This window comes from Priestia sp. TRM10 (assembly GCF_057808375.1).
Genome location: NZ_JBJZOT010000015.1, coordinates 852,067 through 875,751 on the forward strand (window position 1 = coordinate 852,067; position 23,685 = coordinate 875,751).

Sequence of the window (23,685 nt, forward strand, 5' to 3'; positions counted from 1 at the left end):
AAGCTCTAAAGTATTTTCAATTTAAAATTATTAATGATTTTCAAGCTGTAGTCTGTCTTTTTTCTTTATTCTTTTCGATAAAAAAAGGGCAGGGAACACGTTAACCCATAAGAGCTCGTATTAAAGATTTGTTCAGTGCTTCCGACAAACAAAACTCCTCCTTTTTTTAAAGATTGACTCATCTTCTCATACAGAGCATGCTTTGCTACATTTGTAAAATAAATAAAAACATTTCGACAAACAATAAGATCATAGTTGTTTTGAAAAGGATCTTGAAGAAGATCATGTTTTTTAAATACAACTGTGTTTTTAATGTCTTCGCTAATATAATAAAGTCCTTCGCTATATGTAAAATACTTTGTTTTCATATGTAGGGGGAGGTCTTGTAGCTCTCTCTCTCCATAAACACCTTTTCTCGCTTTCTTTAACACTGTTTCATCAATGTCTGTTGCTAAAATACGAATACTTTTTAATGGTAAAAACTGAGCTAAAATCATTGCAATTGTATATGGCTCTTCACCTGTCGAACATGCTGCACTCCAAATTTTCAAGGAGTGCTTTTTCTTAAGCATAGGTACTAAAATTTGCTCCTCAAGTTCCATCCATTTGCTTCTATTTCGATAAAATTCAGAAAAATTGATTGTAAAACGATCGAGGAACTCTTGTAAAAGCTCGTCTTTCTCACATAATGCTCTATAAAAATCCATAAAAGAAGAAGCGTGACGTTTCTGATAAAGGGATGTTAGCCGTCTTTTCATTTGGGCTTCTTTGTATAGTGATAAATCAATCCCTGTTTTCTTTTTGATGTTTGATATAAACTGCTCGTAGTCATTCACATTATTCATCCTTACTTCTTTACCAAATTAGCTTCATATCTCTTAGAATATAAAAAAAGCTAGCATAATGCTAGCCTTCATACACCCAATCATTTATTAGTTTCGTATAATTAACAAGCTCGCTTTCTTCAAAAAACAGCGAGATTTCTCGTGTAGCGCTTTCATTTGAATCTGAACCATGAACAACATTTTTAGCAACCTGCAAGCCGTAATCTCCTCGAATTGTGCCAACCTCTGCTTCAGCAGGATTTGTTTTTCCTAGCATCTTTCTAGCAACTGTTACAGCATTTTCGCCTTCCCAAACCATCGCAAAAACAGGGGAAGATGTAATAAAGTCAACAAGTTCTCCAAAAAACGGCTTCTCTTTATGTTCTTTATAATGTTCTTTAGCTAAGTCTTCTGACACATTCATAAGTTTTGCTCCAACTAATTGGAAACCCTTTTTTTCAAAACGTGTGACAACATCGCCAACAATATTACGCTGTACTCCATCAGGTTTTACCATAATAAATGTCTTTTCCATAATCTCCACCCTTTATGTACTTTATGAAAACGCAAACATCACAAGTGAATAATATCACTAATTCAGAATTTTTACAACAGTAGGGTGGAGAAGTTATTAGAATTTTCTTTTTCCGATAAACTTTGCAATTCGGTTATATGTGTTTTTCGCTTTACTTGGCGGAAGTTCATCAAGAACGGCTAATGCTTTATCAAGATACAGGTCGCTAACTTTTGTTGCTTTCTCAATGGATCCTGATCTTTTCACGTCCTTAATTATAGCTGTAATGCGGTCATGTTCCCCTGCAAAAAGCTTTTCAACCTGTTCTTTCATTCCAGGCATTTCTAAAGCATAAAACATAGGGAGCGTAATGTTTCCTTGGAGTAAATCGCTTCCTGCCGGCTTTCCAAGCTGTTTTTCGGAGGAAGTAAAGTCTAAAATATCGTCCGTAATTTGAAAAGACATGCCAACATAATAACCAAACCAGTACAAGCGCTCATGAATATTTTTGTCAGCTCCTGCTGCAATAGCTCCTAACTGACAGCTAACAGCGATAAGTAGAGCTGTTTTTCGCTTAATGCGGCGAAAATAAGTTCGAACATTTTGCTCTAAATCATACTTATCTTTAATTTGCTCAATCTCGCCTAAACACACTTCTACAATAGCATGTGAGAGCACTTTATGAGCTTCAACATCCGGGATCTTCGTCATTAATTCCAAAGAGCGCCCAAGAATATAGTCCCCTGTATACATTGCAATTCGATTATCCCATTTGGCTTTAATTGTAGGCTGCCCGCGACGTACGTCTGAATCATCAACAACGTCATCGTGAACAAGAGATGCCATATGAATAAGTTCAAGTGCCATAGCTACATTCTTGATATTTTCGATATCATAGTCGCCAAACTTTGCTCCTAGCAATACAAAAACAGGACGAATTCGTTTTCCTCCTGCTTGTAAAAGCTGAAGAGAAGCCTCTGAAATAATGGACGTGTTTTCTTTTTCAATGGCTTCTTCTAGCTCTTTTTCAATTCGAGAAATATCTCCATGTAAAAAGGCATATATCATTTGTAATTTCATTCTTTTCACCTTTTAAACAAATTTCATCGAAATAGCGTTGATGATGTTATTTAATCCCCATATGCATTGCAGCAGCTCCGCCTGCATACGCTTTGACATTGATTTTCTCAAACCCCGCTTCTTCAAATAAACGCTTGAGGGCGCGACGATCTGGAAAATCTTTTGCTGATTCTTGAAGCCATGAATATTCTTCGTAGCTTTTAGCGAACAACTTTCCAAAGAGCGGCATAATCCGCTTAAAATAAAAGTAATAAAGCTGGCGATACCCCATTAACGTTGGCTGAGATGTTTCTAAACAAACTGCTTTGCCCCCTGGCTTCAATACACGGTGCATTTCTTTCAATACTTGTAAATAGTCAGGAACGTTTCTGAGACCAAAGCCAATTGTGACATAGTCAAAGCTATTATCCTCAAAAGGTAGCTCCATTGCGTTACCATGAATAAGAGAAACGTTAGTATACGGAGAAGCTTTTACTTTCTTCTCACCAATTGAAAGCATATTTTGACTAAAGTCAAGACCTATTGCTTCCCCTTGTTCTCCGACAGCTTCAGCCATAGCAAGCGTCCAATCCGCTGTGCCACAACAAACATCTAAAGAACGAGATCCTTTTTTTACATTCATGCGTTTCATCGTATCTTTTCGCCATAGCTTATGTTGACGAAAACTAATGACCGAGTTCATTTGATCATAGTGTTCTGAGATGTTTTCGAATACTTTATGAACGCGTTCTTCTTTAGATTCTCGCATCGTTTACCCTTCTTCCCATACTCGTTTCATGAATTAAAAGTGATTTTATATATTTTTTCATTTCCTCACTTTTTGTAAGCTCGTCTCCATCAATAAGAGCGTTTCGATTTGTTTCTATATAGGAATCGAGCATTGCTATTCCTTCACGCTTATTAATCGAATTTCTTTTCATATATTTTTTAAACGTGTCTGTAAAAAGCGTTTTTTCATCATTCAGTAAGCATTGCTTCTCATATGAAAAGCGCTTTGTTAATAAGACATTTAAAAAGAGCTTTGTCCATTTCGGCTGCTCAAAATATTCCGTTAGAGCTGTAAATACAGCAGTTTCAATTAATGTGAAGTGATCAATCATCTCTTCTAGCGTTTTGACTTCATTTCTATATAAAAACATCTTTGATATATTGGTTTTTTTAATTGCTGTAGCAAGACGCTGAATAAACGTAATGTCACCTGCTTGAGAAAGCAGAAAATAGTACAAACCGCTATAATAATCTCCAGCGATTACTGTTAGCTGTCGTTCTTTTTCAGGCGCAGTTTCGCTAGGGATTTTTTGAGTGGAGACTAAGTCATGGGTGTCCAATGCAATTTGCACAAGCATAACGGACACAGCATGTGCATGCAACGGCTTTTCCGCTGTTGAAAACGGCTCTAGAAAAGAACATAAAAGCAACAGCTTATCTTCATCAATGCTCGGAGTTGAAATTATGTTCTTCATGTATTTATGTTGTAACTTATTTGTAAGCTGCTCTTTTACGTCCTCTATAAATTCCAAGATGTTGGACACATCAATCACCCTTTGTCTCCCTTTCATTATTCATTATTCTTTTCGATAATCGTTCAAAATAGACAACGTCAATTATAACACAAGTTTTTCGTAAAAAAACGGTTAATTTCACAATGCTTTTCAAACGTTCTCGTTTTCAGAAAATAGATAGTATATATAAAGAAAAGCAGGAAACTTCCTGCTCATCTTTGCATTTATTCCTAATTCTAGTCTAGGAAATATTCTACTTTTTTAAACAGACTTACGCTTGCTTGAGACATCATATGAGCTTACTTTTTCGTCTCTGATTCCACTTCTCCATGTTGAGACTGGATAATCGCTTTTCCACGAACTTTAATAGCTGACGTATGCTCTGTAAACTGAGCAATCATAACTTCACCTTTATCCAGTTTTTCTGAATGATGAAATCTCGTATCAGATCCTCTTGTTAATCCAATTACGTTTACTCCATCTTCCTCTGCTTTAATAACAATATATTCCGCTGGTTTTGACATACTCTTAGCTCCTCTCACTCTTTACGATTTAATTAATGATAGCACTTCAGCACGAGCAGCTGCATCTGATTCAAGTATACCTCTTACAGCTGAAGTAACCGTTTTTGAGCCTGGCTTCTTCACACCGCGCATCGTCATGCACATATGTTCTGCTTCGACAACGACCATAACACCGTGTGGATCTAATGATTCAACAATTGAGTTTGCGATTGTTGAGGTGATGCGTTCTTGAAGCTGAGGACGTTTTGCAACTGCTTCAACAGCACGAGCAAGCTTGCTAAGACCTGTCACTCTTCCTCCACGCGGGATATAAGCGATATGAGCTTTTCCATAGAAAGGAACAAGATGATGTTCACACATAGAGTAAAACGGAATATCTTTGACAAGTACAAGCTCTTCATGATCTTCACCAAAAATTGTTTTGAAATGTTCTTTTGGATCTTCTTTTAGTCCAGAAAAAACTTCTTCATACATTTTCGCAACGCGCTTTGGTGTATCAAGTAGTCCTTCTCTGTTTGGATCTTCTCCAATTGCTTCTAAAATGAGCCGAACCGCATGCTCAATTTGTTCTTTGTTAACATTCTGTTCTGACATAAAACTAGCCTCCATTATATTCGGTCAATGACGTTCAGTCGTCATTCATATTTATCATAAACTTTGCTTTATAGAAGCAAAGTTGGTTTTAAGAGGATAAAGAGATAATTCCAAACAAAATTCTAGCATACGGAACACCCAAAGGCAAAAAAGAAAGGTCGCCTATTAAGCGACCTTTCTAAGCTCTTGTTAATATGTAATGTTTATTTAACAGCATCTTTAAGAGCTTTACCTGGTTTGAACGCTGGTACTTTGCTCGCTGGAATTTCAATCTCATCCCCAGTTTGTGGATTACGACCTTTACGAGCAGCGCGCTCACGTACTTCAAAGTTACCAAAGCCAATCAGTTGAACTTTGTCACCTTCTTTTAACGCATCTAGAATTGTATCAAAAACAGCATCAACTGCTTTTGTAGCATCCTTCTTTGAAAGCTCGCTAGCTTCTGCAACTGCATTGATTAAATCTGTCTTATTCACGCTATTCACCTCCTCCCAAAAAGGATAATGAATCCATCGATCCCTTGCAAGAGATATCGTAACATTCCTAGTCCTTATTTCATTTCTTTACATATTACTCAAACTTTATACGTTCGAATCCTCTTGTTTCGCTAATATGCCTACATCATAAAGGATTCGTTAATAAAATGCAATGGTTTCACAACATGTTCCATTGGCTTAGGCATATCTTGCTCGCTATGTCTTTTAAAAGATTAACATATCGTATATTGGTAATCAAGCGAAAAGTTATGAACAATGCTAGGTTTTCTCTATGAATAATCCAAAAGACTTAGCTCATTTTAAGAGATTCTTATTAAATCAACGCAAAAAAGAGAGGATATCCTCTCTTTTTTGTTAGTTTATAAAATAATCGCAATCAAGCCACCAGAACCTTCGTTAATAATCCGTTCAAGCGTCTCCTTAAGCTTGTAACGCGCATTTTCTGGCATTAGAGAAAGCTTTGCTTGGATCCCCTCTCTCACAATGGAGCTTAAAGAGCGGCCGAAAATGTCTGAGTTCCAAATTGAGAGCGGATCATCCTCAAAGTCTTGCATAAGGTAGCGAACAAGCTCTTCACTTTGCTTTTCAGTTCCAATAATAGGAGAAAATTCAGACTCTACATCTACTTTAATCATATGAATAGATGGAGCTACTGCTTTCAAACGTACACCAAAGCGAGAACCATGTCTTGTAATTTCAGGTTCATCAAGACTCATATCCGCAAGTGAAGGTGCCGCAATTCCGTAGCCTGTTTGCTTCACCATTCGAAGGGCATCTGAAACTTGGTCGTACTCGACTTTAGCATGAGCAAATTCCTGCATAAGCTCAAGAAGATGATCACGCCCTCTGATTTCTACGCCAACAACTTCTTTTAAGATTTGATCATACAAGTCATCTGGCGCAAAAAGGTCAATTTCAGCAATCCCTTGCCCCATATCAATCCCTGCTAATCTTGCTTCATCAATGAACTCATACTCTGAAAACAAGTCAACAACTCGATCAACATCACGAAGTCTCTTAATATCTTTGACGGTTTCTTGAACAGCTTCTTGATAGTTTTCACGGAGCCAATGTTCATCTTTTAATACCATAACCCAGCTTGGTAGATTCACGTTTACTTCGAGCACTGGGAACTCGAAAAGTGCTTCACGTAGCACATTGTGTACGTCTTGATCTCTCATGCTTTCAACGCTCATAGCAAGCACTGGAATATCATATTTTTCAATTAGATTTTGACGAAGCTTCTCTGTATCAGGATGAAATGGCTGCACAGAGTTAATGACCATAATAAATGGTTTCCCTACTTCTTTCAGCTCCGCAATAACGCGCTCTTCTGCTTCAATATAGTCAGCTCGAGGTATCTCACCAATCGTTCCATCTGTTGCAATAACAACGCCGATTGTAGAGTGTTCTTGAATGACTTTTCTCGTTCCAATTTCCGCAGCTTCGTGAAATGGAATTGGTTCTTCATACCATGGTGTATTAATCATTCTCGGCCCATTTTCATCTTCATATCCCTTTGCTCCTGGAACCGTATATCCTACACAGTCAACAAGGCGAATATTTACATCCAGCCCTTCGTCAACTTCCACATTTACAGCTTGATTCGGAACAAATTTGGGCTCAGTTGTCATGATTGTCTTCCCTGCTGCACTTTGCGGCAGTTCATCTTGCGCACGAGCTCTCTCACCTTCATCCGCCATGTTTGGAAGTACAACAAGTTCCATAAATTTTTTAATAAATGTTGATTTCCCTGTTCTTACAGCCCCAACGACTCCGAGATAAATATCTCCACCTGTACGTTCCGCGATATCTTTGAAAACATCAACCTTTTCCAAAAGATCCCCCTCCGATCTATGAGTTCATAACCTATATAATGCCTAGAACACTATATACTTATGATGTTGTCCTATTAAAATATGACTAGCTTAAAAGAAAAAGATTTGTCTATCCTTTTATATGAAAAAGGTTAAAAACCCCTTCCCTTCAATATGTATTCGAAGAGAAGAGGTTCATGACTTAATTTTGGAGAATTAGAGGTTCTCCCTTATTGTTCAAAGTATAAGAGGGGGAAAAAACAGGTACAAAAGGAGAGTTTTCAACAAGAACCTCTCTTATATCATCTCCTTTTTTATAGCTTTTTTCTGTCTTCTTCAATGCTCGATACAAATCTTCCGAGTAATCTACAAAAAGCTCAGCTTTTCCGTTGACTAATACGGGCAGTGTTTGACCACTGTAGGGACTTTGCACGGTGATTTTATGCTCATATCCGAGTTTTTTGTAATCAAGCGTATAAAATCCACCTCCTGCTTCTTGTGCATATGGAGGAGAGCCATACTTCTGTCTATAAGCATCTAATCGAATGTGAATATCATGGATTTTTTGGGACACAGAAACATCAATTAGTTTTACTGTTGGATTTTCTTCAGGAGAAACAAGCACATAAGAATATACTCCTCCTGCTTCATAAGAGTTTCCCGGCACGTCTTCAAGATAAGCAGGGATAAGCTTGTTAAAGTCTATAGGATACTTCTGATATAAAGGCGTTTTCATATCTCTTGTCTTAATAGGAACAATGCCTCCCTTATCTTCTCGAAATTGATCAACAGCCGTCTGAACAGCATTAAGCTGGGCCTCATATGGAACTTTGTTTTCTTTTAATCTTTCTTCAGGATATAAACAGCCTGTTAATAGAAAGAGAATGCATAAAAGAGAGCTAGCCTTTTTCATGAAAAAACCTACCTTATCACCTATTATGTAAGCAAATACATTACTTTTGGACAGGTCCGCTGAATACAACAAGCATAATAATAAGACCTGCTATAACCATGAAAAGATATGCAAAAGTAGCAGTAAGCCCTTTCAAAAATTTTCTTTTAAGCTTAAATCTACTCACGTAAATAAAGAATACGGAAAAGAACATAAAAGCAATTGCTCCAAAGGCAATCCACATTTTCATCAATCCTTCTGACATTCTTTTCAGCTCCTTTTCCTTCTTAATACTTTAACTATATAGTTCTTGTTTTTTTTTCATACACCTTTAATTTTTTAGTTTCTATTACAAAAAGTAAAAAAGCCTTGGACAACATATTGTTGTCCAAGGCTTTTTGTCTCGAAAACAAAAGTGAATAATAGAGATTTCTTTCTATCTCCTATTAGATACCTCTATCATCTAAAATATTCGTTAAATCTTCCATTTCATGCGTTTTTGTTCTCCCCATAAGGCCGTCAACAGCACTCTTCGCATCAACGTCATTGAACAAAATGTTATAAATAGCCTCTGTTATCGGCATTTGTACGCCAAGCTTTGAGGAGAGCTGGTAAGCTGCTTTGGCAGTACGTACGCCTTCCACAACCATTCCCATATTATCCAATACAGATTGCAAGCTTTGCCCTTTGCCAAGCAAATTGCCAGCACGCCAGTTTCTAGAATGTACGCTTGTACACGTAACAATTAAATCTCCGATTCCAGTTAATCCAGAAAACGTCAGCGGGTTAGCTCCCATCGCGCAACCTAAGCGAGAAATTTCGGCTAGTCCTCTTGTAATAAGAGCAGCTTTTGCGTTATCTCCATAGCCAAGGCCATCGCTAATTCCAGCACCAAGGGCGATAATATTTTTCAGCGCTCCGCCAATTTCTACTCCTACAACATCCGAATTTGTGTAAACGCGAAAATATTGGTCATTAATGAATAAATCTTGAATTCTTTCTGCTTCTTCCATATTTGTAGAAGAAACGGTTACAGTTGTTGGCTGTTTCTGGCTCACTTCTTCAGCATGACTTGGACCTGATAATACAACAACATCTTTAAGTGCCGAATGATTCCCAAACTCTTCTTCAATCATTTCAGAAATACGCATATGTGTGTCAGGTTCAATACCTTTGCTGACGTGAACAATCGTATACATACCGTTTGTTAATTTAATGCTTTGACATACTTCTCGAATTGCTTTTGTTGGAACGGCTAAAATAATTGTATCTAACCCTTCAATAGCTTTCTCCAATGAAGCTTCTCCATAGATGTTTTCAGGAAGAATAACTCCAGGCAAATACTTTTCGTTTGTGTGACATTCGTTAATTTCCTTTACTGTTGCCTCACGATGCCCCCATAAACGAACATGATGTCCATTATCTGCTAAAACGATAGCAAGAGCTGTTCCCCAGCTTCCTGCTCCTAAAACTGCAATATTTGACAATTTTCCCACGCCTCCACTCTCTAGTTTCGTTGTCGTGCAAAAATACGAATTGGCGTTCCTTCAAAGCCAAATGCTTCGCGAATTTTATTTTCTAAGAAACGCTGATATGAGAAATGCATTAGCTCTGGTTCATTTACAAATACAACAAATGACGGCGGCTTAACCGCAACTTGTGTTGCATAAAAAATCTTTAATCGTTTTCCGTTATGCGTTGGCGTTGGGTTCATCGCCACAGCATCCATAATAATGTCGTTCAATACGTTTGTTTGAACGCGCATTGCGTGATTTTCACTTGCTGTTTGAACAACAGGTAAAAGAGTATGAACGCGCTTTTTCGTTTTCGCTGATAAGAATACAATTGGTGCATAGCTTAAGAATTGGAAGTGATCACGCACTTTCTCTTCAAATTCCTTCATTGTTTTTTCATCTTTCTCAACTGCATCCCATTTGTTCACAACAATAATAATAGCTTTACCTGCTTCATGTGCATAGCCTGCGACACGTTTATCTTGTTCAATAATGCCTTCTTCTCCATCTAACACAACAAGAACAACGTCAGAGCGTTCAATTGCTCTTAAAGCACGAAGTACACTATATTTTTCGGTACTTTCATATACTTTTCCTTTCTTTCGCATTCCAGCTGTATCAATAATTACGTATTCTTGATCATCTTTTGTAAGTTTGCTGTCAATTGCATCACGTGTTGTACCTGCGATATTACTTACAATAACACGCTCTTCTCCTAAAATGGCATTCACAAGTGAAGATTTTCCTACATTTGGACGACCAATTAATGAAAACTTAATAACTTCATCGCCGTATTCTTCGTCTTCATCGTTCGGAAAATGACGAGCAGCCTCATCAAGCAAATCTCCAAGTCCTAATCCATGTGAACCTGAAATTGGGAATGGTTCTCCAAAACCAAGAGAATAAAAATCATAAATAAGCTCTTTCATTTGTGGATTATCAATTTTGTTAACGCCAAGTACAACTGGAGTTTTCGTACGATATAAAATTTTAGCTACTTCTTCATCAGCTGCTGTAATGCCTTCACGACCGTTTGTTAGGAAAATAATAACATCCGCTTCATCCATTGCAAGTTCAGCTTGCTGACGAATTTGCGTCATAAATGGCTCATCGCTAAGCTCAATTCCACCTGTATCAATAATATTAAAGTCTTTGTTCAGCCATTCAGCAGAACTATAAATACGGTCTCTTGTTACTCCTGGAACGTCTTCTACAATCGACACACGCTCACCGACAATACGATTAAAAATAGTCGATTTTCCGACGTTTGGACGACCTACAATTGCAATAACTGGTTTTGCCATAACTTTGTCTCCTTCATTTGTTCATCATCTAAACGCGATACTTTTTCTTTTAACCATCGCTATGATTTTTTATTTCAAATTTGTCTCATTTCATTTTTCAAATGTTCCGTTTTAAAAAATAAAGGACCCTTTTATTTAATAAGGGTTTTTAACCTTGTTATTTTATCAAAAACCATCATTATGAACAACTACCCTTTTTTGAAAAAGGAAGATGGTCTTTCCTTTAAACGAACAAAACTAATATAATAAAATGCTTTTTTCATGCTCTCCCATAAAAAAAGGGCAAGTGTCACAGCAGCTACTAAGCTTAAAAACGCTTCATTCCCGACTTCAGGTTTTATCCCTATCTTTCCTAGCACAATGGAGAGAAGCGCTTCTCCTATACAAGCTCCATTAATAAAGTGCCACTGCCTCGCTCGATGTGGGGCAACGACAACGCATGTAATGAGGAACATACAAGCGCTCAGAAGCCATAAGTAATCTCCAATGATCCAAACTGGGTCATAAAGAGCAAACAAATAAAAACCGCCATAAAATAGAGCAATTATGAGTGTGTATATCCAGCTTATCATATAGTTTGTTTGATTTTTGTAAGGAATGAAAGAACTTGTGAATAAAACAAGATACGCTACATTAACCTCCCAAATCTCAAAAGAAATAAACGTTGTAGAAAAAATAAGCAACAGTAAAATAAGAGCACTTAAATATGTTCTTTCCTTTGTTTTTTCCATAAAAAAAGCAAGTAAAACCCACCATATCCATGAGAACCAATAAAAATAAAGGACATCCATCCACTAACCTCCCAACATCTCCATTATGTGTAAAAACCATTCAAAATAATCGTATAGGAAGAAAACTGAGCGGGAATCCTAACTTACTAAAGGAGGGGTAACAATGGGAAAAGACCGTCAAGAAAAAAAGCTACGAGAGTCTAAACGTGTGGAGTCTGACCGTGATCAGGGTCTTCATTACAAGGGAGCAACCCATATGCAAAGCCCTGAAGAAGCAAGACAAATTAATAAACGCTAAAAAAAGGCTTGAGTATCATCATACTCAAGCCTCCTTTGTTGCTTACATCTTCGTTCGAGTTCCGTATTTGTTTAAATCAATTCCACGTGAAGATAGCCAATGATGTGTATCACCGCTAATAACGAGCGGAACCTTTTTTAGTTCCTCCACAGTTCGGCAACCAAGAGCAGCCATAATAATTTTCATTTCGTCTTGAATTGTCCAAAGTTCTTCTAAAAGACCTTCCATTCCTTTATCTCTTAGAACTCGAAGGAGCGTCCCTGCCATTCCTACCGCATTCGCACCAATACTTAGCGCTTTCACGGCATCTACAGCAGATTGAATTCCACCTGAACCAATTGTGGATATGTATGGATGTTTATTGTTTACTTCTATTAAAGATGCTGCTGTTGTAATTCCCCAACTATTAAAAAATTCGTAGTGACGGTCGCGTCGTTCATTTTCAATTTTGGAGAAGTTTGTTCCCCCGTATCCACTTACATCTACAATGGAAACACCAACATTTGAAAGTTTTTCAACTGTTTCATGGCTCATTCCAAATCCTACTTCTTTTACGACAACAGGAACGCCAACTTCTTCCACGATTCGTTCGATTCGTTCAAGTGCTTGCTTAAAATTCCGATCGCCTTCTGGCATGACAAGCTCTTGAATAACGTTAAGATGAATCTGAAAAGCATCGGCATCAATCATCTCAACAGCTCTTTTTGCTTGTTCTACTGTAGCTTCACTTCCAAGGTTAGCAAGAATAATACCCTTCGGATTACAGCGTCTTACCACTTCGTATGTTGCCGCTTCCTCGCTATTTTTAATTGCCGCCATTTGGGAACCAACAGCCATGGCAACACCCGTTTCGGCAGCTGCTTTTGCTAAACTTCCATTTATTTGTTCTGTTTCACGTCCGCCGCCACCTGTCATCGCATTGATAAAAATTGGCGAACTTAAGAAAAGCTCGCCAATTTTTGTAGAAATATCAATTTCATCAACAGATGTATTCGGTAAACTATTGTGAACAAATCTTATATCTTCAAACCCATGTGTTCGTTCTTGCCCTGTTGAAAGAGCATGGTTAATATGATCAATCTTTCGTTGTGCTCTGCTCACAATCATCACCATTTATCTCAGTTTTTTTAGCTGATCTCCAATCATTTCTCCAAGTTGGAAACCTGTTGATTCTTCTTTTTTCTCATACTGACTATAGTCTTCTTTTTGTGCACCTTTTCCTTCTTCAAGTTCACGGATGCTTAGTGACAAACGTCTTTCATTCTCGTTCACATCTAAAACTTTCACCTTAACAGCTTCGCCTTCTGATAAAACTTCATGGGGCGTACCGATATGCTGGTTGGAAATATGAGAGATATGAACAAGACCTTCTACACCAGGCTCAACTTCTACAAACGCTCCAAAGGAAACAAGGCGATTCACTTTTCCTTCTAAAACATCTCCTTGTTTGATACGGTCACTAATGTTTGACCAAGGCCCTTCAAGCGTATCCTTAATAGAAAGTGAAATACGAGAATTTTCTTTATCAACAGACAATACTTTAACGTTTACTTTATCACCTTCTGTAACAACATCAGATGGTTTTTCAACATGAGTATGTGAAAGCTGTGAAATGTGTACAAGGCCGTCAACGCCACCGATATCTACAAACGCGCCAAAATCTGTTAAGCGTTGTACTGTCCCCTCAAGAACTTGCCCTTCTTCAAGAGAATGAAGAAGCTCTTGCTTTTTCGCTACTTCCTGCTCTTCTACAACAGCACGATGTGAGAGAATAACGCGGTTTTTCTCGCGATCAAGCTCCATCACTTTTACGCTCATCGTTTTTCCTTTATAATCTTCAAAGTCTTCTACAAAATAGGTTTCTACTAAAGAAGCTGGAATAAAGCCTCGCACGCCGATATCAACAACAAGGCCACCTTTGACAATGTCTTTTACTTCAACGTCAAACACTTCTTTTGATTCTAATTTTTCTTCTAAATCGTTCCATGCTTTATCTGCATCAACAGCACGTTTTGATAAAATTAAAGCTTCATCTTCTACTTTAAGAATCTTTGCCTCAATTTTCGCGCCAACTTCGATCACATCTTCCGCTTTTTCAATATGTAAGCTTGACAGCTCACTAATTGGAATGATGCCATCTACTTTGCTGTTTTCAACTTCTACAAAAACTTGCTTTTCTTCTACTTTTGAAACGGTTCCAGTAACTGTTGCACCCACTTCTAGGTTGTTAATTTCTACACTATTCATATCTTCTACCATTGCCTTAACCTCCTTAGTTGACCAACAACTTACTTATTTAAAAGTTTGAATTTATACTGTCTTCTCGCTAGTCTACGAGAAATCCTCTTTTTTCTAACTTCTAATAAATATACCCTTTTTGTCAAGTGTTAAGCCTTAAATGTTATTGATATTTATCGAGCAGAAGACCGATTTCTTTCATTACAACTTCCGTTACTTCTTCAGAAGAGGCTCGCTCTTTTTTCATCTCGGTCACATCGATTGGTTTACCATATACAACCTGTAGTTTCTTAAACGGTTTATAAGGACCAATAACGGCACATGGAACAATAACCGCATTTGAACGAAGAGCAAAAAAGCCGACACCTGCCATCCCTTTCCCGAGCTTTCCATCTTTACTGCGTGATCCCTCTGGAAACAGACCAAGCGCTCCCCCTTCTTTTAAAATAGAAATTCCTTTGCGGAGCGCGTCTCGATCGCTAAGCCCTCTTTTAACAGGAAAAGCGTAGATTTTTGGCAGTAACGTTTTCAAAACAGGAACTTTAAAAAGCTCTGCTTTAGCCATGAAGTAGACAGGACGAGGAAACGTCATGCCTACAACAGGAGGATCAAAATTTGAAATATGGTTTGAACAAACAATTACGCCTGCATCTTTTGGAATATTTTCTTTACCGATTATTTCCACTCGAAATAGCGGGGTCAAAACGGACTTTACTACCCCACGTGCAAAACCGTAAATGCTCATGAGACATTAATCCTTTCGTCAGCAAGGTCAAGAATCTTAGCTACCACTTCTTCGATTGTTAATGAAGTTGTATCAATTTCTACTGCATCTTCTGCTTTTCGAAGTGGAGAAACTTCTCGTTCAGAATCAAGCTTGTCACGCTTGGCAATATCAAGCTTAAGCTGTTCTAAATCTGAATCAAATCCCTTCAGTTTGTTTTCTTCATAGCGTCTATACGCTCTTTTTTCTACTGAAGCAAGTAAGAAAACTTTTACTTCTGCGTGTGGAAGAACATGTGTCCCAATATCGCGTCCGTCCATTACAACTCCACCGTCTTTTGCTAACTTGCGTTGGCGGTCAACCATTTCTTTACGAACTTCTCCATGTTTTGCAACGATGGATACTTCTTTTGTTACTTCATTTGTACGGATTTGTTCTGTTACATCTTCTCCATTAATGAAGATAAGTTGACCTTGCGGAGAAGGTTTTAATGTAATATCTAACGTGTATAAAAGATCTATTAGGGCTTGTTCGTTTTGAAGATTTACTTTTGTTCTTTGCGCCTCATAAGTTAGGGCTCTATACATTGCCCCCGTATCAACATAAATATAAGATAAGTTAGTAGCGACGATTTTAGCAACAGTGCTTTTTCCTGCAGCCGCTGGTCCATCAATCGCAATTGAAATGTGCTTTTCCATGCGTCCTCCTCTAGGTATTTTAAAATTTCAATTCGTGCATATGTGAACGAAAAAAAAGCAGGGATTTCCACTCCTGCATGCTTTCCTTGAGTATCTTGTTTACTCTCTCTTTATCTTATCATACGTTCCCTTACTGGTCGAACGTTTCCACAATTTTTGTGATATTCTCTTTTGTTACACCTTCGTATTGAGGAATTTTTGAAATATATGGGCTAATAGCTTCGACCCGCAGAAGAGCCTGAGAAAACAGTAAACAAAAGAGCTGGATAATAAGAAGCTTAAAAAGAACCCGTTCTACTTTTTTCAACTATGATCACTCCATTAAGCTATAAAAGTTATTTCTTTATCCATTATGGGGCAATCATTTTTGTTTTATTCTAAAGAAGACCTTTTCTCTTTAGTTCTCTCTGTACTTCCAGCGTGTATCGAATAAGTGCCTCTTGCTCTTTAACTCCAAGCGTTAAAAACTTCACCCCGACATTATGCTGCTTTTCTATATGAGAGGGCAAAATATTAACAATCTCCGCTTCAGTTTGTATATGATAATATTGATCAGATACCTCAAAAACGAGCCAAACGTTTATTGTATCTCCCTTTTGAAAAAAAAACTCCTTTTTCTTTAACAGCTAAAAGAGCTCCGCTTGCGCTGATGTTTTTCGTTATTGTTGTAAAAGGCTCAAATGCTCCATCTAGAGAGTGAAGAGCTGCAGGAAGTGTTGCATCAACGCGGACATACTCACGTCGCTGGTATTTAACTAAGCTTTCTTTTCCTTTATAATAAAGCTGTATCATAGGAATTTCCTTTTTTATACGCCCAACAACTTCCGTTGAAAAATGGTATGTCACTCCATTCTCCTCTACAAAATAAGCTTTTAACCTTGTATGCATAAGAAGAAAGGCACTCTTTTTAGTTGCTTGATGAATAGGATAATCAATATAAATATATCCTTCTCCTTCCTCAACAACTTTGCAATAGTGCTTTCCTTCTCCGTTTACTTCTTCTAACCTCAACGATGTTCCAACCTTCAGCTCCATAAACACTCTCTTCCTCTCTACTTGTCACCGTTCCTTTTTCATATAACAGGATAATCCACTATATTTTACTAATTATTATTAAAACATGAACAAAAAAAAGAGAAAGGGAATCCCTTTCTCTTCTAAACACCATTATAAATTGGTTCTGTGTTATCCATTTTCTTCACATTTTCTTCATTTCCATTTTCAGCATTAATAAAAATACGGTATGTGTCTTTATTAATGGTTCCTAAAAACTCATAGCACAGTACTTCTTCACCAAGATCATTTTGAATAATCGCAAGTCTTTCTTCTTGGATGAGTACATTTTCATTAATTTTCTTTTTAGCTTCATCAGCGTTAAGAGCAGGCTTTGGAATTTCACGGTCATGGTGTGCAGCTAAGAAATCTGCTGCTGAAAACCCGACAATACTTCCATCTCCAAGTGAAACTTTAATTTTCACAGCATCTGGATAAATACGAACTCCTTGTCTCTCTTCTACAAATGTAAAAACTCCTACATTATCATATTGAGCACTATCAGATGCCACAAGACTTTCAAATCTTTGATCTTTTAAAAATTTCATCGCTTTATTCATTGCTGTATTCAAGCTGATATTTTGCTTATCTACGTCAACATGGCGAATAGCCCAAATTGGATAACCACCTTTTTTCGTAATATCCATATTTGTTTCTTGTTCTTTTCCAGGCTCTTGAATACGTAGGCTGTAAAATTTATAGTTTGCTCCATTTCCATTTTTCGTTACATCAATCTTTGCATTTTTGTCTAATTCGAGGAACGAGCGTGCAACTTTCTTTGCTTCATTCTCATCAATTTCTTTTCCTTTTAGTTTTGAGAAGTTTTTATTTCCCTCTTCACTGCTTGCATTTGTTGGACCAAAGTCAGTCTCTGAATATTCTCCAGCTCTCTTTTCAACTGTCTTCAAACCATCAATAATTGTGTTGTCAGCTTGAGCATCGTTTGTGGCAAGCGCCATTTCGACGTCCATCCAGCGAAGATTATCTTCTAATACTAAATTTTGTACTTTCCGTAAATCTTGCTGAATATCTGTGGACTGTTTATAAAGCTCTTCTAGTCTTCCGTACTCCTCATCTGTTAACGGGTTTTTATCTAAATCACGTACGCCAACTCGGTACGAAAAATCGCTAACATTTGAAAGAAACTCTTCTGTTTTATTGAAAGGAACAAGTGTTAAAGGAAGCTGTCCAACGTTACTATGTGCTTCAGATGTTACACGCCAAACTTCCGTTAATGCCGGGGAAAGCTGATCTCTTGAGCTCATAGCAAGCGTTGAACCCATTTTGTCATTCAATAAGCTCATATCATATGTTAAATCATGGAAAGCTCTTTGGTAGTTATTTTCCGCTTGCAAAAGAACTGCTGTTTTTTCTTTATGTTCTTGGTACCCCCAATACCCAACACCTATAATCCCAATAGAAAGGATACAAATCAATATTGTTCGTAACATATTGCTCACCTCTTTATCTACAGAATATATGTTTCCCTATTTTCTTAATTTGCGGTCTTGACCATATCCATGCACTTGTAGCAGTATCTGGATTAAAATAATATTCTGCGTTTCCTGTTGGGTCCATGCCGTTTAAAGCATCTAGAACCGCATTCTTAGCCGTTTGGTTTGGAGTAAGCCAAATTTGACCATCAGCAACCGCTGTAAAGGCCCCAGGTTCAAAAATGACGCCTGCTGGTGTATCAGGGAACGACGGGCTTTCCGTACGGTTGATAATAACAGCTGCAACAGCAACTTGACCGATATATGGCTCACCTCGAGCTTCTCCGTAGACAGCATTGGCCATCAAATTAATGTCATTTTGTGAATACCCATCAGGAACATTTGCTGCTTGTGGTTTATTAGAGTTTCCTGTTTTTGTAGCAGATTGCTGTGTCCCTTGGTTTCCACCAGCGGATGGCTGATTTCCATTAGCTCCACCACTTCCTTTTTGCCCAGCGTTATTTGCGTTTCCTTTAGACGTTCCACCTTTTGTAGAGCCTCCGCCAGCCTGTCCGCCTCCTTTTGATCCACTGCTTCCTTTTTTGGTCTGTTGATCAAGCGGCACATTTCCATAGTGCGAAAAATCTCGCCCTTTTCGGATTTGCTCTTTTACATATCCTTCATGGTACTTTGTTGCAGCAACAAGTTTTCTCTTCATTTCAGGCCCTACTAATCCATCTACTTTCATTCCAAATTCATACTGAAAGTTTCTTGATGCCCAGTACGTTCTCCATCCAAATACTCCATCAATTGGTCCAGTATAAAAGCCTACATATTGCAACCTTGACTGTAGCTCTATTACATCATTACCAACAGCTCCATGCTGAATTACTTGATTTGAAAAGGCTTTGGCTACATTTTTGTCAGAAAAAGTTGGAATAAAGACCCATTGACATATGAATAGTACAAATAAAATATTCCTTACTTTACGAAACCGAATCATCCTATACCCTCCTAAATCATACCTGATTGATGATAAGAGTATTTTTTGTAAAGTCCGCTATTTTATTCAGATCTCACCTTTCCTTCCCTTCATAAGAAAAACCCCTTAAAAGCAGGGGCTTTTAAGGGGTTTACACGTTGAAATCATTTAATTTATCTTTTTTCCATAAACTTCTAAACTTTATCTTTCACATTAAGAAGGAGTAAAAAAATCGCTCACAGGTGGTTTTGTTTTTTTAGCTTTTTTAACTTTCCATAGCCCTAATCCCCATAGAAAAACCATGAATGGAATCATTAATACCATCCAATTATCAATCGTTCTTAAGATATAGTCGTACATTCCATGAAGTAAAATGGGAATAAATAAAGAATATGTGAGCCATTTTCTACGGCTGCTTTTCCCAAAAAACTTTCCTTTTCCAAGATAGTATCCCATAACAACGCCGAAAAGAGCATGACTCGAGACAGGTAAAACTGCACGAGCAAAAGCGTCTTGCACACCGTTCGCAACAAGGTAAAGGATGTTTTCGGCAGTAGCAAAGCCTAATGAAACAGCGGCTCCATATACAATGCCGTCGTAGTGTTCATCAAATTCCACATGCTGGAAAATTGTAAAATAGAGTACAAACCATTTAAAATACTCTTCTAAAAATGAAGTTGTAAGAAAGGAATTTAAAAATGCCCCTTGCAACACTTGCTCTTCTTGCATGACATACTGTATAAACATAATAGGCAACACAAGGACTGCCCCAAAGATAAATGTTTTTAAGACAACTGAGATTGGCTCTGTTTCGTACTCATCTTTTAAATAAAAGTAGCTCAAAAGCGCCAGTCCAGGGGCAATGCCTGCTGAGATGATTGCGAGCATTCAAGCGCCTCTTTTCTCTTTTTTTTAATCGTACCATGTTCATTAGTGATTGAGAATGGTTTCAGTTAAAAGAATTTACTATTCCTAGTTCATAATTCATAAGGAGGGATAAACATGCGAAAGATTCATATCATCCATACTGGCGGAACTATTTCTATGGAAGAAGACCAAAGGGGAGCTGTTAAGCCAGGGGATAAACATCCGCTTAGCGATCTTTCAGGTTTATTTGATATTGAAATTGATGTTCAAATTTCAGAAATTTTTCGTCTTCCGTCCCCGCACGTAACGCTTGCACATATGCGCCAGCTTGCACAAGGGATTGAAGAAGCAATCCAAAAGGGTGCCGAAGGTGTTGTTGTTACACATGGAACTGATACACTTGAAGAAACGGCATATTTCCTTGATCTTGTTCTACAACAAAACGTCCCTATTGTACTAACTGGTGCCATGCGTTCAAACAATGAGCTTGGAGCAGATGGACCGCACAACCTTTTTTCAGCTGTCGAAGTTGCGCTTTGTAAAGAAGCTGGAGATAAAGGTGTTCTCGTCGTCATGAATGACGAGATTCATACGGCAGCTAACGTTACTAAAACACATACAAGTAATGTGGCCACATTTCAAAGTCCTCAGTACGGACCGATTGGAATTGTAACAAAGCGTGGAGTAAATTTCCATCATGCTCCAACATCTCACGACCATTTTCCAATTACAGAAACGAAGAAAAATGTTATTCTCTTAAAAGCTTATGCAGGGATGGATGAACAGATTTTCCAAGCTCTCTCTTCTCTTAAAATAGATGGGCTCGTTATTGAAGCACTTGGTCAAGGAAACATGCCTCCTCAGACTGTACCGCAGCTTCAAAAGTATATTGAAAAAGGCATTCCAATTGTTCTTGTTTCCCGCTGTTTTAATGGTATTGCACAAGATGTGTACGGATATGAAGGCGGTGGAAGAATGCTAAAAGAACTTGGAATTATTTTTTCAAATGGGTTGAACGGTCAGAAAGCTCGTATCAAACTCGCCCTTGCATTAGAAACAACTTCAAATCACGAAGTTCTTTCTCAATATTTCACTCAATGAAAAAAGGCGACAATGCTCGCCTTTTTTATGAAATAATATGTTTGGCAATAAGAGCTCCATGAAAGCGTCCATTTTCAATAAAGATTTCATTTGCATTATTTCCTGCTGCAATGACACCTGCAATATAAATTCCTTCAACATTCGTTTCCATTGTTTCGCTGTTAAAATGCGGGCGACCAGTTTCTTCATCACGCTCAACTCCCATCTTATTCAAGAAGGCATGATCTGGATGGTATCCTGTCATAGCGAAGACAAAGTCATTTTTAATCTTATGAACTTCTGTTCCTTTTACATATGTGAGATGCGATTCCGTGATTTCTTTCACATTTGCTCCAAACTCCATTTGCACGGTTTCATTGCGAACAAGGGCTTCAAACTCTGGCAGCACCCATGGCTTGATGCTTGGTGAATATTCAGCACCACGGTATAACACTGTCACTCGCGCTCCTGCTTTTACAAGTTCAAGCGATGCATCAATACTTGAATTTTTCCCTCCAATTACTACAACATCACAGTTGTAATAAGGATGTGCTTCTTTGAAATAGTGAAAAACTTTTGGAAGATCTTCGCCCTTTACGTTCATGTAGTTTGGATGGTCATAGTAACCAGTTGCAATGATTACCTTCTCTGCTTCATACATTTCCTTATCCGTAAAAACATGAAACATTCCATTTGATTGCTTTTCCACTTTAACGACCTTTTCGAATGCATTCACGCGAATTTGTTTACGTTCAACAACTTCACGATAGTATGCAAGGGCCTGATTACGCTTTGGCTTCCGATTTTCTGTAATAAAAGGAACATCACCTATTTCCAATTTTGCACTTGAACTAAAAAATGTTTGATGTGTTGGATAATGGTAGATTGCGTTCACAATGTTCCCTTTCTCAATAACAAGGGCATCTATCCCTTCCGCTTGCAGAGCAAGCGAGGCAGATAGTCCACAAGGGCCTCCTCCAACAATTATAACTCTTTCCTTTTTCATTGCCGCTCCTCCTTAGTCGTAAAAAAACTTCACTATTTATTAAACTGTATAAGAGCAAGTAAAATTAAAGCTTTTTTCTTATAAATTAAAAAAATCTCCTAATCTATATTAGGAGATTTTTTGAATGGATGCAAATATAGGGATTTAAATCCATCCTCTAAAACGAGAGGCTTCGGCCATTTTTCTAACGCCAACCATATATGCAGCTAAGCGCATATCAACTTTTCTCGTTTTTGATATATTATAAATGTTATGAAATGATTTGACCATTACTGTTTCCAGCTTTTGCTCTACTTCTTCTTCTGTCCAATAATAACCTTGGTTATTTTGAACCCATTCGAAATAAGAAACAGTGACGCCACCAGCGCTCGCTAGCACATCTGGCACAAGGAGAATGCCTCTTTCAGATAAAATTTTAGTTGCTTCAAGCGTTGTAGGTCCGTTTGCTGCTTCAACTACAATGCTTGCTCGTATATCATTTGCATTTTCTTCTGTAATTTGATTTTCGATAGCTGCTGGGACAAGAATATCACACTCAAGTTCTAAAAGCTCTTTGTTTGTAATTGTACTATCAAAAAGCTTTGTTACAGTACCAAAACTATCTCGTCGATCTAGTAAATAATCGATATCAAGACCGTTTGGATCATGAAGAGCTCCGTATGCATCAGAGATGCCAACTATTTTAGCTCCAGCATCATGCATAAATTTGGATAAAAAGCTGCCCGCGTTTCCAAATCCTTGAACAACAACGCGTGCTCCTTCTAGTTCAATCCCTTTTGCTTTCGCTGCTTCACGAATGCAAATTGTTACTCCTTTAGCTGTTGCTGTTTCACGACCATGTGAGCCACCAAGCACAAGCGGTTTTCCTGTAATAAAACCAGGAGAATTAAATTCATCAATTCGGCTGTACTCATCCATCATCCATGCCATAATTTGCGAGTTTGTAAAAACATCTGGAGCTGGAATATCTTTCGTCGGTCCAACAATTTGGCTAATGGATCTTACATAGCCGCGACTTAAGCGCTCAAGCTCACCAAATGACATATTACGTGGGTCACATACAATACCGCCTTTTCCACCACCATAAGGAAGATCAACGATACCACATTTCAAACTCATCCAAATAGAAAGCGCTTTAACTTCTTTTTCTGTTACACCCGGGTGAAAACGAATTCCTCCCTTTGTTGGCCCAACAGCATCATTATGCTGTGCACGGTAACCTGTAAAAACTTTCACAGAGCCATCATCCATACGTACAGGAATCTTCACTGTCATTAATCGTAAAGGCTCTTTCAAAAGCTCAAATACTTCTTCTGGATACCCTAACTTTTCTAAAGCACTATGTATAACAGTTTGAGTTGACTTTAATACATCGTTTTTATCTCTATCATCATGTTCATTGGTTTGCATTTTATCGGCAACCATTTAGAGAACCTCCCACAGTCAAATATAGTAAATGGTGCTTCTTTCATGACATAGTATACACCTTTCATATGCTGATGCAAAGAGAAAA

At 37.8% G+C, this 23,685-nt stretch carries 28 protein-coding genes; 2 read left to right on the forward strand and 26 right to left on the reverse strand.

Features of this window, described 5'->3' with window-relative positions:
- Window positions 1-65: 65 nt before the first annotated feature.
- From ACK3CR_RS21075 to ACK3CR_RS21140, 14 genes are all read right to left on the reverse strand, one after another.
- Window positions 66-836 (reverse strand): CheR family methyltransferase, encoded by a 771-nt coding sequence (locus ACK3CR_RS21075; protein ID WP_243517994.1) that lies wholly within the window; start codon window positions 834-836, stop codon window positions 66-68.
- Window positions 837-906: 70 nt separating this feature from the next.
- Window positions 907-1,359 (reverse strand): nucleoside-diphosphate kinase, encoded by a 453-nt coding sequence (gene ndk / locus ACK3CR_RS21080; protein WP_243517990.1) that lies wholly within the window; start codon window positions 1,357-1,359, stop codon window positions 907-909.
- A 96-nt stretch (window positions 1,360-1,455) separates the two neighbouring features.
- Window positions 1,456-2,418, reverse strand: a complete 963-nt coding sequence (gene hepT, locus ACK3CR_RS21085; RefSeq protein ID WP_243517988.1) for a heptaprenyl diphosphate synthase component II — start codon at window positions 2,416-2,418, stop codon at window positions 1,456-1,458.
- Between the two features lie 46 nt (window positions 2,419-2,464).
- Complete coding sequence (locus ACK3CR_RS21090; RefSeq protein WP_243517985.1) at window positions 2,465-3,166, reverse strand: demethylmenaquinone methyltransferase; 702 nt, start codon at window positions 3,164-3,166, stop codon at window positions 2,465-2,467.
- A complete protein-coding gene (locus ACK3CR_RS21095; protein ID WP_243517982.1) occupies window positions 3,153-3,959 on the reverse strand; it encodes a heptaprenyl diphosphate synthase component 1 in 807 nt (268 codons plus the stop codon). Before ACK3CR_RS21095 ends, ACK3CR_RS21090 begins: the two co-directional genes overlap by 14 nt.
- Window positions 3,960-4,219: 260 nt before the next feature.
- On the reverse strand, window positions 4,220-4,444 hold the full coding sequence (gene mtrB, locus ACK3CR_RS21100) for a trp RNA-binding attenuation protein MtrB (RefSeq protein ID WP_243517979.1): 225 nt from the start codon (window positions 4,442-4,444) through the stop codon (window positions 4,220-4,222).
- A gap of 21 nt (window positions 4,445-4,465) precedes the next feature.
- Window positions 4,466-5,038: a GTP cyclohydrolase I FolE gene (gene folE / locus ACK3CR_RS21105; RefSeq protein ID WP_040056722.1), complete on the reverse strand. Its 573-nt coding sequence runs from the start codon at window positions 5,036-5,038 to the stop codon at window positions 4,466-4,468.
- Window positions 5,039-5,241: 203 nt separating this feature from the next.
- Window positions 5,242-5,514 (reverse strand): HU family DNA-binding protein, encoded by a 273-nt coding sequence (locus ACK3CR_RS21110; protein ID WP_019391675.1) that lies wholly within the window; start codon window positions 5,512-5,514, stop codon window positions 5,242-5,244.
- A 380-nt stretch (window positions 5,515-5,894) separates the two neighbouring features.
- Window positions 5,895-7,373: a stage IV sporulation protein A gene (gene spoIVA, locus ACK3CR_RS21115; RefSeq protein WP_019391674.1), complete on the reverse strand. Its 1,479-nt coding sequence runs from the start codon at window positions 7,371-7,373 to the stop codon at window positions 5,895-5,897.
- 181 nt (window positions 7,374-7,554) lie between these two features.
- Entirely contained in the window at window positions 7,555-8,265 is a 711-nt protein-coding gene (locus ACK3CR_RS21120; RefSeq protein ID WP_243517976.1) for a hypothetical protein, read from the reverse strand.
- Between the two features lie 40 nt (window positions 8,266-8,305).
- Window positions 8,306-8,509, reverse strand: coding sequence for a DUF2768 domain-containing protein (locus ACK3CR_RS21125; protein WP_061801835.1), 204 nt, complete (start codon window positions 8,507-8,509; stop codon window positions 8,306-8,308).
- A gap of 181 nt (window positions 8,510-8,690) precedes the next feature.
- Window positions 8,691-9,731, reverse strand: a complete 1,041-nt coding sequence (locus ACK3CR_RS21130; RefSeq protein WP_243517974.1) for an NAD(P)H-dependent glycerol-3-phosphate dehydrogenase — start codon at window positions 9,729-9,731, stop codon at window positions 8,691-8,693.
- A 20-nt stretch (window positions 9,732-9,751) separates the two neighbouring features.
- On the reverse strand, window positions 9,752-11,062 hold the full coding sequence (der, locus tag ACK3CR_RS21135; RefSeq protein WP_243517972.1) for a ribosome biogenesis GTPase Der: 1,311 nt from the start codon (window positions 11,060-11,062) through the stop codon (window positions 9,752-9,754).
- 188 nt (window positions 11,063-11,250) lie between these two features.
- Window positions 11,251-11,853, reverse strand: coding sequence for a YphA family membrane protein (locus ACK3CR_RS21140; RefSeq protein ID WP_328122319.1), 603 nt, complete (start codon window positions 11,851-11,853; stop codon window positions 11,251-11,253).
- 103 nt (window positions 11,854-11,956) lie between these two features.
- On the opposite strand from ACK3CR_RS21140, the gene ACK3CR_RS21145 reads away from it, so the two are divergent.
- Complete coding sequence (locus ACK3CR_RS21145; protein ID WP_019391668.1) at window positions 11,957-12,091, forward strand: YpzI family protein; 135 nt, start codon at window positions 11,957-11,959, stop codon at window positions 12,089-12,091.
- A gap of 42 nt (window positions 12,092-12,133) precedes the next feature.
- Here the strand turns inward: ACK3CR_RS21145 and fni are convergent, their stop codons facing one another.
- The 10 genes from fni to prsW all read right to left on the reverse strand — a co-directional run bounded on the left by fni (window position 12,134) and on the right by prsW (window position 20,107).
- The gene (gene fni, locus ACK3CR_RS21150) at window positions 12,134-13,204 is read right to left on the reverse strand and encodes a type 2 isopentenyl-diphosphate Delta-isomerase (RefSeq protein WP_276517229.1); all 1,071 of its coding nucleotides are present in this window, start codon (window positions 13,202-13,204) and stop codon (window positions 12,134-12,136) included.
- Window positions 13,205-14,350: a 30S ribosomal protein S1 gene (gene rpsA, locus ACK3CR_RS21155; protein ID WP_113749155.1), complete on the reverse strand. Its 1,146-nt coding sequence runs from the start codon at window positions 14,348-14,350 to the stop codon at window positions 13,205-13,207.
- A gap of 142 nt (window positions 14,351-14,492) precedes the next feature.
- Window positions 14,493-15,074, reverse strand: a complete 582-nt coding sequence (locus ACK3CR_RS21160; protein ID WP_243517965.1) for a lysophospholipid acyltransferase family protein — start codon at window positions 15,072-15,074, stop codon at window positions 14,493-14,495.
- Window positions 15,071-15,751, reverse strand: coding sequence for a (d)CMP kinase (gene cmk, locus ACK3CR_RS21165; protein WP_243517961.1), 681 nt, complete (start codon window positions 15,749-15,751; stop codon window positions 15,071-15,073). Before cmk ends, ACK3CR_RS21160 begins: the two co-directional genes overlap by 4 nt.
- A 130-nt stretch (window positions 15,752-15,881) precedes the next feature.
- On the reverse strand, window positions 15,882-16,058 hold the full coding sequence (locus ACK3CR_RS21170) for a YpfB family protein (RefSeq protein WP_158512826.1): 177 nt from the start codon (window positions 16,056-16,058) through the stop codon (window positions 15,882-15,884).
- A 70-nt stretch (window positions 16,059-16,128) separates the two neighbouring features.
- The gene (locus tag ACK3CR_RS21175; RefSeq protein WP_410914112.1) at window positions 16,129-16,377 is read right to left on the reverse strand and encodes a PilZ domain-containing protein; all 249 of its coding nucleotides are present in this window, start codon (window positions 16,375-16,377) and stop codon (window positions 16,129-16,131) included.
- Complete coding sequence (locus ACK3CR_RS21180) at window positions 16,313-16,786, reverse strand: flagellar brake protein (protein ID WP_243517959.1); 474 nt, start codon at window positions 16,784-16,786, stop codon at window positions 16,313-16,315. The genes ACK3CR_RS21175 and ACK3CR_RS21180 overlap by 65 nt, the downstream gene beginning before the upstream one ends.
- 122 nt (window positions 16,787-16,908) lie before the next feature.
- Window positions 16,909-18,255 (reverse strand): germination protein YpeB, encoded by a 1,347-nt coding sequence (ypeB, locus tag ACK3CR_RS21185; RefSeq protein WP_243517957.1) that lies wholly within the window; start codon window positions 18,253-18,255, stop codon window positions 16,909-16,911.
- Between the two features lie 13 nt (window positions 18,256-18,268).
- Window positions 18,269-19,240 (reverse strand): spore cortex-lytic enzyme, encoded by a 972-nt coding sequence (sleB, locus tag ACK3CR_RS21190; protein ID WP_243517954.1) that lies wholly within the window; start codon window positions 19,238-19,240, stop codon window positions 18,269-18,271.
- A 192-nt stretch (window positions 19,241-19,432) separates the two neighbouring features.
- Window positions 19,433-20,107, reverse strand: a complete 675-nt coding sequence (gene prsW / locus ACK3CR_RS21195; protein WP_243517951.1) for a glutamic-type intramembrane protease PrsW — start codon at window positions 20,105-20,107, stop codon at window positions 19,433-19,435.
- A gap of 114 nt (window positions 20,108-20,221) precedes the next feature.
- Between prsW and ACK3CR_RS21200 the strand changes: the two genes are divergently transcribed.
- Window positions 20,222-21,187 (forward strand): asparaginase, encoded by a 966-nt coding sequence (locus ACK3CR_RS21200; RefSeq protein WP_243517949.1) that lies wholly within the window; start codon window positions 20,222-20,224, stop codon window positions 21,185-21,187.
- A 25-nt stretch (window positions 21,188-21,212) separates the two neighbouring features.
- Here ACK3CR_RS21200 and ACK3CR_RS21205 read toward each other — a convergent pair whose 3' ends face one another.
- Both ACK3CR_RS21205 and ACK3CR_RS21210 read right to left on the reverse strand, forming a co-directional pair.
- Window positions 21,213-22,172, reverse strand: coding sequence for a YpdA family putative bacillithiol disulfide reductase (locus ACK3CR_RS21205; RefSeq protein WP_243517946.1), 960 nt, complete (start codon window positions 22,170-22,172; stop codon window positions 21,213-21,215).
- 144 nt (window positions 22,173-22,316) lie between these two features.
- On the reverse strand, window positions 22,317-23,597 hold the full coding sequence (locus ACK3CR_RS21210) for a Glu/Leu/Phe/Val family dehydrogenase (RefSeq protein ID WP_243517943.1): 1,281 nt from the start codon (window positions 23,595-23,597) through the stop codon (window positions 22,317-22,319).
- Between the last annotated feature and the right edge of the window lie 88 nt (window positions 23,598-23,685).

What these genes read in the sequence shown, in the direction of transcription:
- ndk (WP_243517990.1), bottom strand. Translation starts at nt 1,359, where the DNA reads ATGGAAAAGACATTTATTATGGTAAAACCTGATGGAGTACAGCGTAAT.
- hepT (WP_243517988.1), bottom strand. Translation starts at nt 2,418, where the DNA reads ATGAAATTACAAATGATATATGCCTTTTTACATGGAGATATTTCTCGA.
- ACK3CR_RS21090 (WP_243517985.1), bottom strand. Translation starts at nt 3,166, where the DNA reads ATGCGAGAATCTAAAGAAGAACGCGTTCATAAAGTATTCGAAAACATC.
- mtrB (WP_243517979.1), bottom strand. Translation starts at nt 4,444, where the DNA reads ATGTCAAAACCAGCGGAATATATTGTTATTAAAGCAGAGGAAGATGGA.
- folE (WP_040056722.1), bottom strand. Translation starts at nt 5,038, where the DNA reads ATGTCAGAACAGAATGTTAACAAAGAACAAATTGAGCATGCGGTTCGG.
- ACK3CR_RS21120 (WP_243517976.1), bottom strand. Translation starts at nt 8,265, where the DNA reads ATGAAAAAGGCTAGCTCTCTTTTATGCATTCTCTTTCTATTAACAGGC.
- ACK3CR_RS21125 (WP_061801835.1), bottom strand. Translation starts at nt 8,509, where the DNA reads ATGTCAGAAGGATTGATGAAAATGTGGATTGCCTTTGGAGCAATTGCT.
- der (WP_243517972.1), bottom strand. Translation starts at nt 11,062, where the DNA reads ATGGCAAAACCAGTTATTGCAATTGTAGGTCGTCCAAACGTCGGAAAA.
- ACK3CR_RS21140 (WP_328122319.1), bottom strand. Translation starts at nt 11,853, where the DNA reads ATGGATGTCCTTTATTTTTATTGGTTCTCATGGATATGGTGGGTTTTA.
- ACK3CR_RS21145 (WP_019391668.1), top strand. Translation starts at nt 11,957, where the DNA reads ATGGGAAAAGACCGTCAAGAAAAAAAGCTACGAGAGTCTAAACGTGTG.
- fni (WP_276517229.1), bottom strand. Translation starts at nt 13,204, where the DNA reads ATGGTGATGATTGTGAGCAGAGCACAACGAAAGATTGATCATATTAAC.
- rpsA (WP_113749155.1), bottom strand. Translation starts at nt 14,350, where the DNA reads ATGGTAGAAGATATGAATAGTGTAGAAATTAACAACCTAGAAGTGGGT.
- ACK3CR_RS21160 (WP_243517965.1), bottom strand. Translation starts at nt 15,074, where the DNA reads ATGAGCATTTACGGTTTTGCACGTGGGGTAGTAAAGTCCGTTTTGACC.
- cmk (WP_243517961.1), bottom strand. Translation starts at nt 15,751, where the DNA reads ATGGAAAAGCACATTTCAATTGCGATTGATGGACCAGCGGCTGCAGGA.
- ACK3CR_RS21180 (WP_243517959.1), bottom strand. Translation starts at nt 16,786, where the DNA reads ATGGAGCTGAAGGTTGGAACATCGTTGAGGTTAGAAGAAGTAAACGGA.
- ypeB (WP_243517957.1), bottom strand. Translation starts at nt 18,255, where the DNA reads ATGTTACGAACAATATTGATTTGTATCCTTTCTATTGGGATTATAGGT.
- sleB (WP_243517954.1), bottom strand. Translation starts at nt 19,240, where the DNA reads ATGATTCGGTTTCGTAAAGTAAGGAATATTTTATTTGTACTATTCATA.
- prsW (WP_243517951.1), bottom strand. Translation starts at nt 20,107, where the DNA reads ATGCTCGCAATCATCTCAGCAGGCATTGCCCCTGGACTGGCGCTTTTG.
- ACK3CR_RS21200 (WP_243517949.1), top strand. Translation starts at nt 20,222, where the DNA reads ATGCGAAAGATTCATATCATCCATACTGGCGGAACTATTTCTATGGAA.
- ACK3CR_RS21205 (WP_243517946.1), bottom strand. Translation starts at nt 22,172, where the DNA reads ATGAAAAAGGAAAGAGTTATAATTGTTGGAGGAGGCCCTTGTGGACTA.
- ACK3CR_RS21210 (WP_243517943.1), bottom strand. Translation starts at nt 23,597, where the DNA reads ATGGTTGCCGATAAAATGCAAACCAATGAACATGATGATAGAGATAAA.